The sequence below is a fragment of the Bradyrhizobium genomosp. I (2014) genome, from assembly GCF_000261685.1.
In the GTDB taxonomy this organism is placed as follows: Bacteria; Pseudomonadota; Alphaproteobacteria; order Rhizobiales; family Xanthobacteraceae; genus Bradyrhizobium.
Genome location: NZ_AJQE01000196.1, coordinates 21,862 through 30,386, shown reverse-complemented (window position 1 = coordinate 30,386; position 8,525 = coordinate 21,862). Strand labels below are relative to the sequence as shown.

7 protein-coding genes are annotated in these 8,525 nt (G+C 63.6%); 2 read left to right on the top strand and 5 right to left on the bottom strand.

The features are described 5' to 3' along the window. Window positions 1–89: 89 nt before the first annotated feature. From neuC to IC50_RS18965, 4 genes are all read right to left on the bottom strand, one after another. The gene (gene neuC, locus IC50_RS18980; protein WP_035708106.1) at window positions 90–1,268 is read right to left on the bottom strand and encodes a UDP-N-acetylglucosamine 2-epimerase; all 1,179 of its coding nucleotides are present in this window, start codon (window positions 1,266–1,268) and stop codon (window positions 90–92) included. Beyond that, window positions 1,261–2,445, bottom strand: a complete 1,185-nt coding sequence (locus IC50_RS18975; protein ID WP_244429609.1) for a LegC family aminotransferase — start codon at window positions 2,443–2,445, stop codon at window positions 1,261–1,263. The genes neuC and IC50_RS18975 overlap by 8 nt, the downstream gene beginning before the upstream one ends. A gap of 19 nt (window positions 2,446–2,464) precedes the next feature. Further along, window positions 2,465–3,484 (bottom strand): NAD-dependent 4,6-dehydratase LegB, encoded by a 1,020-nt coding sequence (locus IC50_RS18970; protein ID WP_035708100.1) that lies wholly within the window; start codon window positions 3,482–3,484, stop codon window positions 2,465–2,467. Between the two features lie 140 nt (window positions 3,485–3,624). Beyond that, window positions 3,625–4,821 carry an HAD-IIIA family hydrolase gene (locus tag IC50_RS18965; RefSeq protein WP_035708097.1) on the bottom strand — a complete coding sequence of 399 codons (1,197 nt, stop codon included), beginning with the start codon at window positions 4,819–4,821 and terminating at the stop codon, window positions 3,625–3,627. 436 nt (window positions 4,822–5,257) lie between these two features. Here IC50_RS18965 and IC50_RS18960 point away from each other — a divergent pair, with 436 nt between their 5' ends. Next, window positions 5,258–6,121 carry a hypothetical protein gene (locus IC50_RS18960; protein WP_157461007.1) on the top strand — a complete coding sequence of 288 codons (864 nt, stop codon included), beginning with the start codon at window positions 5,258–5,260 and terminating at the stop codon, window positions 6,119–6,121. A gap of 10 nt (window positions 6,122–6,131) precedes the next feature. Further along, window positions 6,132–7,538 (top strand): DUF6418 domain-containing protein, encoded by a 1,407-nt coding sequence (locus tag IC50_RS18955; RefSeq protein WP_035708090.1) that lies wholly within the window; start codon window positions 6,132–6,134, stop codon window positions 7,536–7,538. A 141-nt stretch (window positions 7,539–7,679) separates the two neighbouring features. On the opposite strand, the gene IC50_RS18950 is transcribed toward IC50_RS18955, so the two are convergent. Beyond that, the gene (locus IC50_RS18950; protein ID WP_035708087.1) at window positions 7,680–8,519 is read right to left on the bottom strand and encodes an SDR family oxidoreductase; all 840 of its coding nucleotides are present in this window, start codon (window positions 8,517–8,519) and stop codon (window positions 7,680–7,682) included. Window positions 8,520–8,525: the final 6 nt, after the last annotated feature.

The window sequence follows — 8,525 nt, the reverse complement described above, 5'->3', positions numbered from 1 at the left end:
GTCGCCTGCCGCATCGACCAGGGCCAGCGCCTTTTCCAGGCTGCCGTCGTGATTGACGCCGGCTTCCGCGATGATCAGCGTGTGCGTCGTCATGGCCGCGCTCCGCTGGCGGGACGTTCATAAAAGCCCTTGGCCAGGAGCTGCCTGAAATCGGGGATGCCGGCGACAATGTCGGCAAATCGCCGGCTGGATTCGCCGTCGCCGTAGGGGTTGACGGTGGCTTGGCGGCCGCGCTGGAGTCCCGCCGAGATGGCGGCGGCAATCGCGCCACGTTCGGGCGCCGCATGAAACACCGAGGCCGCGCGCTCGCGCCCCTTCTGACGGTCGCCGATATCCACCGTCGGAACACCGAAGGAAGGCGCTTCGAGCACGCCGCTCGAGGAATTTCCGATCACCACGTCCGCATGGCTCATCAGGCTGAGATAGCGAAGCTGCCCGAGCGAGGCGACCGCGATCGTGTTCGGCCGGCCGGTCGCGAAGGCCTTGGTCCGCTCGTTCAGCGCGCGCCCCTCGGCATCGGCATTCGCGAGCGTGAAGATGAGCCGGAAGGCGGGATCGAGAGTCGATAGTGCCGCGAACAATTCGTCGAGCTCGGCCACCGAACGCCCGGATTCGACCGTGACGGGGTGGAACGTGATGAGCGCATTGCGTTCGCCGAGCGGCATCCCAAGGGCGCGGCCGATGTCGTCGCGGTTCATCAGATCGAGATGCTTGATGGCGTCGATGCCGACCGAGCCGATGGTGTGAATGCGGGAGGGATGCTCGCCAAGCTGGATCAACCGTTGCGTCGAGCCCTGATTGCTGGTGAAATGCAGATGCGACATCTTGCTGATGGCGTGGCGCGTGGATTCGTCGACCGCGCCTTCGGTGACGTCTCCGCCGAACAGATGCGCCATCGGCAGTCGCATGAACATCGCGGCCTGCGCGGCCGCGAACATCTCGAACCGGTCTCCGAGCACGACCACGAGATCTGGTTGCAACCGCGTGAAGGCGTCGGCAAAGCCGATCACGCCGAGTCCGACCGATTTGGCGACGCCGGCGCCGGTGTCGCTGCTCAGCAGCGTCTCGATGCGCTCGTCGACCTCAAACCCCTCCTCGCGGATGTCGTTGAAGGTGTAGCCGAACTCCGGCGCGAGATGCATGCCGGTTGCGACGAGCTGAAGCGTCAGGCCGGGCGTCTGCCGGATTGCGCGCATCGGCCAGACCAGCAGGCCGAAATCGGCCCGGCTGCCGGTGACGAAGCAGATCTTGCGCGCGCCACTACTCATCGCGGGGCCTGATGCTGGCACTGCTGGGCAGGTTGATCAGCCGGCGTTCGATGGATTCCGCAGCGGAGAGATCGCCGCGCGGGCTTTGCGCGAACATCGGCAAGCGGTGCATCAAGGTCCAGGCCGGGCGCGCACCAAAACCGGCATCGTTCAGCGCGGCCAGCACGTCGTCGCGCCGTTCGGCATGCGCCTCGTCGAGCAGGATCGCATTCAGCCAGTAGTTGCTCGTGGTGTCCTTCGGCTCCCGCGAGAAGCGTACCCCCGGAACATGCGCGAACGCGCGATCATAGGCGGCCGCCAGCCGGCGCTTGCTTGCCAGGAAGCCGTCGAGCTGCTCGAGCTGGGCGCAACCAAGCGCCGCGTTCAAGTTCGGCAGACGGTAGTTGAAGCCGACCTCGTCGTGGATGAAGGCCCATTTGTGCGGCAATTTTGCCGTCGTCGTCAGGTGCTTGGCGCGGCGCCCCAGCTCCTCGTCATTGGTCAGGATGGCGCCGCCGCCGCCTGTGGTGACGATCTTGTTGCCGTTGAAGCTGAGTGCTGCAAGGCGCGCCTGCGATCCGACCGCGCGACCTTTGTAGGTCGATCCCAGCGATTCCGCCGCGTCTTCAACCAGTGCGATGTTCCAATCGTCTGCAATTGCGGCGATCGCGTCCAAATCGACGGGGTGGCCGAACGTGTGCATCGGGGCGATCGCCGCGATGCGGCGGCCGGTCTCGCGGTTGATGGTGCCGGTCGCAGTCTTCCGCGCGATCGCATCGAGGCGCGCCGCGAGTGCGCGCGCGTCCATGCCGAGCGTTTCGAGCGAGCTGTCGACGAAATGCGGCGTCGCGCCGCAATAGGCGATCGCATTCGTCGTCGCGATGAAGGTCAGCGCCGGCGAGATGACCTCGTCGCCGGGCTCGACGCCGGCGAGCCTGAAGCAGGCATGCAGGGCGGCCGTACCATTGACGACGGCGACCGCGCGTTTGGCGCCGGTGACCTTCTCCAGCATGCGCTCAAACCGATCGACAAAGGGGCCGACCGAGGAGACGAAGGTGCTCTTGATGCACTCTTCAAGGTAGGCAATCTCGTTTCCAGCGAACACCGGTTCGTGCAGCCCGAGGATGCCGTTCGGCGTTCCTACCGCGTGCCGAACGGCGTCGACGATCGTCTCTGGATTGAAGTCTGACCGGGTCACGACATTGTCCACCATCGCCTCAGACATTGTACACGTCAGCCTTGTAGCGGTTGAGGTTTGCAGGATTGGTGAACCAGTTGACAGTCTCGACCATGCCGCGACGCATGCCCTCGACACCGCCGAATTCGGGGCTCCAGCCGAGCTGCTGGCGTGCCTTGGAATTGTCGGCCCAGAGCCGCTCGACCTCGCTGTTGGCGGGGCGCAGGCGCGCCTCGTCGGTCTCGATTTCGATCGTGGTCTCCATGACATCGGCGATCATCTCGACGGTCGCGCCGACCGAGATCTCGAAGCCGCTGCCGAGATTGATGGTCTGGCCGACGCATTGCTCGGCCGGCGCGGTGAGGCCTGCGATCAGGCCACGCGCGGTGTCGGTGACGAAGGAGAAGTCGCGCGTCGGACTGACGGCGCCGAGACGGATCTTGCGCTTGCCGGTCGCGATCTGGCTGATGATGGTCGGAATCACCGCGCGCGCCGACTGCCGCGGGCCGAACGTGTTGAACGGGCGGATCACGACGACCGGCATGTCGAACGAGGCGTGGAACGACAGCGCCATCTGGTCGGATGCGATCTTCGAGGCCGAGTAGGGCGATTGGCCAACCAGCGGATGGTTCTCCTTGATCGGGACGATCTGCGCCGTGCCGTAGACCTCGCTGGTCGATGTCTGCACGAAGCGCCGTACGCCAGCCATGCGCGCCGCCTGGAGCACGTTCACGGTGCCCTTCACGTTGGTGTCGACATAGGAGTCGGGCGCGACATAGGAGAAGGGGATCGCGATCAGCGCCGCCAGGTGCAGCACGTCGGTGCAGCCGCTTGCTGCCGCGATCATGAAATGCGGATCGCGGATGTCGCCGGCGACCACCTCCACGGACTTCATGATGTCGGCGGGAACCGTGTCCAGCCAGCCCCAGGAATTGAATGAGTTGTAGTAGACGATCGCCTTGACGCGGGCCCCGGCCTTCACCAGCTCCTCGACGACGTGCGAACCGATGAAGCCGTCGCTGCCGGTAACGAGGACGCGGGCGTCCCTTAGATCTGCCATGCCGGACCCCAGAAGGCGATTAAGCCAGTGTTCGCAACGAGATGGCGCTATAGCACACTGGCGGTTGCGCGCAACAGAGCAGCGCCAGATAGCTGCCAAATGCCCGGGGATGCAGCAGTTTTTGTGACGCGCGCCGAGGCCTAGCCGACCGGGATGAGGCGCTGTCTCACGAAGCTCTCCAGATTGCCGCCTTCGAACAAATGGCCGGGGAGGCCGGCCGCACGGGCGGCCTCGATGTCGCTCGGCTTGTCGCCGATCACCATGCTGCGCGTCATGTCGACCGGAAAGCGCTGCGCGAGATCGGCGATCATGCCCGGTGCGGGCTTGCGCCGGTCGCTCGTGCGGCAATAGCGCGCCACGGTTCCGTCGGGGTGATCGGGGCAATATTCGAATGCGTCGACATGCGCTCCGATCAGCGCCATCTGGCCCGCCATCCAGCGGTGCAGCGCGACCACGTGATGCTCCTCGTAATAGCCGCGTGCGACGCCGGATTGATTGGTGATGACGAAGGCAAAATAGCCGGCGTCGTTCACGGCCTTCACGGCCTCGCGTGCGCCCTCGATCCATTCGAGCTTGTGCGACTCGAAAGTGTATCCTGAATCATGGTTGAGCACGCCGTCGCGATCGAAAAACACGGCCGGCCGCCGCAGCTTGTCCCGCAATTCGCGGTCGGCGCGCGCAAAGTCGTCGGGAATGCCGATGTCTATGAAGTAACCGCGATAGGCCGTGCCGCGCAGGGCGCCGGACTTGGCCAGGCCAGGGAAGACGTCCTGCTCGAGCGAGGCGGGAAGCTTTGTGATGTCGGCAAGAACGGACTTGTCGATGACGTAGATGCCGGCATTGACCGGTCCCGTGGCACCCGCACCCGGGGCGATGAAGTCACGGACCATGTCACCGTCGAGGACGACGCGCCCGTAGCGATCCCCGACCACGCCGTCACGCAATGCCATATGGACACGCCCGCCTTGCGCGCGGGCGATCAGATCGAGCAGGTTGAAGTCGAACAGCGAATCTCCGTTGAGCAGCAGGAAACGATCGTGCAGCAGATCGCGCGCGTTCACGAGCGCGCCGCCGGTGCCGAGCGGCTCGAGCTCGCGCGACACGATTATTCGCGCGCCCTCCCTCGCGGCCTCGGCGTAGTGGGTCTCGACGATCTCCGCCTTGTGGCCCGCAAGCAGGAGAATCTCATCGAACACGCCGTAGCGCACGAGCTCGTCGAGCAGCGTGTCGAGAAACGGCCGCCCGCCGACCTCGAGCATCGGCTTCGGCACGGTCTTGGTGCGTTCGCCGAGGCGGGTGCCGAGTCCCCCGACGAGGACGACAGCCTGCCTCAACATGAAGGCTCTCCCCCTCGGAACCTCAGTCGAAGGTGTGCAGCAAGTGTCTGTCTCAAGGTTCTGGCTTCTCGTTGGATTGAGCTGTGGCGGCCGGATCTTCGCCCAGCGTCGGTCGATCGTGGATAGAGGCCTGGAGGACGCAACACCGAGAGACAAAGACCCCGCACCAACGCCTGTCAATGGCGTGCTGCTCGCCGCGACGGGAACTGTCGTGCGCTCTGTTTACGCGTAGCGACGCCCGGAAGCAACGAGCAAGGGAGACGTCGTTGATCCTCTTGTTGAATGAAGCGGCCCGCGGAGGGCAGCGGGCCGTCATGCGATGATCGTTGATCGAGAGCCTTTTGCTATGGGCCGATTGATCAACCATAGATAGCTCAGTATGATGATGATTGGGTTCCCCGGACATGTTGTGGGGGGTGCCGGGGACAAGAATCACATGCCGATGGCCGAGCGTACGCCGCGAGCTCCACTGCAGCTCGCGAGATGGTTCCATGTCGCTGCCATAGCAGTGCGGACACATTGGGTACTTTCGCTCGTGATCGGGGCGATCCTGTTGGCTGCTCTTGGTTCCCTTGCCGTCGGGCGGAAGGTGGAATCCTGGACCGCGACCTCGACGATCGCGATTGGTACAGTGCCCACTCTTGACGGGATTCGCGGGCTCGCTGGGGCGGCGGTTGAACCCCTGGAGAGTACCCGTGACCTGGTGACGCGAATCGGAGCGGTCCAATTTCAAAACACTGTTCTGGCCGATGCTCGCAAGGCGCTTCCCGATTCGCGAGGGGCGTTCGCCGGAGCTTCGTTGCGCGGGGTCGTTGTTGGCGATTCGTCGATCCGTCTGGAGGCGAGTTCCGCGTCGAAGGAGGAGGCGTTGACCCTGCTTCGACAGGCTGTCTCTGCGATCCAGGCAGTACACCAGAGATTGTTCGAGCCGAGAATGGAGTTGTTGCATTCGGTGCTCGCGCGCCTGCAGGACGCAAAAGTGCTGCTCGACGATGCGTTGAAGAAGAGGAAGACGGACTTCACGCCGGCTCGGCCGGACGGGATTGCCACCGGGCCTGCCTTCGTGGAGAGCCCAGGGACTTCCGTGGAAATGATGCTCAACGTCGATACGCGCATCGCTCTACTGGCTTATCTCGAACGCACCGCGAGGATGACGGGTCCACAGGATGGCTCGTCTCCCGTTGTGGAAGGGCCGAGGGAAATCAATCTCGTGCAAAGAGCCATCCTGGCGGGCTTGGGCATCCTTTTTTTCGTCAGCCTGTTGACTTTCTTCCTGAGGCGGCCGGCCCGTCTCGGCTAGGACTTCGGCAATGACCCTTCTGGCTGGAGTCTCCGTACTGCTCTTCATCGTCTGGCTGGGACTGTTCAGGTCGACGATCTTCGTTTGTCTTGCGTTCCTTTTGTTTACCTTCGCATGGCGGACGATTTCGTCGCTCTATATCGATCTCTCGGGGCCCGTGTTCTCGTCCCAGTTTCAGATGTTCCTTGGACCCGGCGTCATGACGGTGTTCCAGTCGATTGCGTATTTTCTGACGCTTCTTCCCTTCCTCTGGGTCTTCAATTCGAGGGCGCTCCATGAGTGGGCGCGGTCGGCTCCAACTCCCGGACTACCTGCGACCCAGTCTCAACTGACCCTCTCGGACGTCACATTCTACGCGTCCATCCTCTTCTTGATCTTGCTCTTCGGTGCCCTGATTCAGGGAGGTGTCATTCCGCTATTTGCCAAGATCGAGCGTTGGACCTTCAACGAACAGGCCAATTTCCTGCATCGCCTGGTGATCGAGCGAGGCGACATGCTCTGCTTCTGGTGGGGGACCATGTTCGTCGCCGAGCGATTGCGGCGCCAGCGCTACGATTACCGCTTTGTGAGTCTGCTGGCCGTCCTCATCTTTTACATGTTTCTCGTCGGCGGGCGCTTCTCGCCTTTCTACCGATCCTGTGCGTTCTTTGTCATACCGTTTTCCGCGGTGTTGCTCGTTCAGGCGCGAGATATCGGAAGCGCGAGCCTGTTCAGCCTGATGCCCCGGATTGCCGACCGCCGCATCGTGCTGGCCGGTGTCGGCGGCATTGCGCTGACGGCCGCGATGATTGCATTCGCGCTCTATTGGAACCTGACGAGGGTCCGAGGGTACGAAGGTCAGGCTGCGCTCGACACTTTCATCGAGCGCGTTCTGGTGCAGCCGTCGGAAATAGGATGGGCGTCCTATCAGCGCGTTCTGGTCAACGGAGACTGGGACGCGCGCCACGCCTTCGATTTTCTGTTCGAGCGCCCCATCGTGGCGGGACGAAACACGACCCCGCAGTTCCTGATGTCCGAGACCATCGGTGAGCCGCGGACGACGGAACACGTTACAGGCGGTTTTCAGTTCGCAGGCGGGTTTCCCGAAATTTTCTTCGAGCTGTTTGGTCCCGATTTCGGCTGGATATTTCTGCTGGGAGCCGGTTGGCTCACAGCGCTCCTCTCCGCTCTCATGATCCGGTCGATCGTCGCCGAACGATATCTGACGGCAGCTCTATCCTTCTACGTGCTGTACGGCATCTACGTGATGTACATCGGCGGCATGCTGAACTTTGTCGCGACGCCGACATATTGGGTGAAGATTGCTGCGTTGTTCGCGGCAATCATCATGGAGGAACGGGCGCAGAGGTCTGGCCGGCCCATTCTCCCGTGGGTGCTGACCGACAGGCCTCTTCGGTTTCGCCGTTCCGCGGTGTGACGTCCGAGAGCCGATGATTCGGCTGTTCAGGCAGTGCAGATCGGAAAGGCTGTCGAGCGGCTATCCACCCGCCGCACTCCGTCGGCGCAACGAGGAGACCGTCACGACGGAAATCTGCGCATTCAACTGCTTCCAGCGCCGCTACCAGACGCTCCGTCCGCCGTCCATCACCAGGTTCTGCCCCGTCATGTAGCTGGAGGCGTCGGAGCAGAGGAACTGCACCGCAGCGCGGTATTCGTCGACCTCGGCCATGCGGCCCATCGGGATCAGGCGCGTCAGTCGCTCGACGAAAGCCGGGTCCTGGTTGTTGAAGACGCCGCCCGGCGAGATCGCGTTGACGCGGACGCCGTGGTCCGCCCAATAGGTCGCCAGATATTTCGTCAGCCCGATCAGGCCGTGCTTGATCACCGAGTAAGTCACCGGTTTCACCGGTTGCTCTTCTTCGCGTGAAACCTGTGGCTGGCGGTAGATCCGCTGGTCCGGCGCGATCACGCCGAGATCGGAGGCGATGTTGAGGATCACGCCGCGGCCACGTTTGGCCATCTCACCGCCGAACACCTGCGCGCACAGCATCGCGCCGGTCAGGCCCACGGCGATCTCGGTCTGCCATTGCGGCACCGGGAATGCTTCGAAACGGGACGAATGCATTACGCCGGGTGCGGAGGTCACCTTGGGGTCGATCGCCGCGTTGTTGACGAGGATGTCGATGGAGACGCCGCGGCCGGAAAGCTGCTCGTTTGCAGCCCGCACCGAATCGAGTGAGGTGACGTCGATCGCCAGCGCGATCAGGTCGGCGGACGGCGCGCTCTGCCTGAGCGCGGCAACGGCTGCTTCGGCCTGCGCAAGTCCGACGTCGGTGACGACGACGCGCGCGCCCGCCTCCGAAAGCGCGGCGACATGCTGCCGCCCGAGCAGGCCGCCGGCGCCGGTCACGAGAGCGGTGCGGCCGGTCAGATCATGGCGTGAGGACGGGCTTGCCATCGGGAG

Coding starts and splice junctions, on each gene's coding strand:
- neuC (WP_035708106.1), bottom strand. CDS start 1,268: ATGAGTAGTGGCGCGCGCAAGATCTGCTTCGTCACCGGCAGCCGGGCC.
- IC50_RS18970 (WP_035708100.1), bottom strand. CDS start 3,484: ATGGCAGATCTAAGGGACGCCCGCGTCCTCGTTACCGGCAGCGACGGC.
- IC50_RS18965 (WP_035708097.1), bottom strand. CDS start 4,821: ATGTTGAGGCAGGCTGTCGTCCTCGTCGGGGGACTCGGCACCCGCCTC.
- IC50_RS18960 (WP_157461007.1), top strand. CDS start 5,258: ATGCCGATGGCCGAGCGTACGCCGCGAGCTCCACTGCAGCTCGCGAGA.
- IC50_RS18955 (WP_035708090.1), top strand. CDS start 6,132: ATGACCCTTCTGGCTGGAGTCTCCGTACTGCTCTTCATCGTCTGGCTG.
- IC50_RS18950 (WP_035708087.1), bottom strand. CDS start 8,519: ATGGCAAGCCCGTCCTCACGCCATGATCTGACCGGCCGCACCGCTCTC.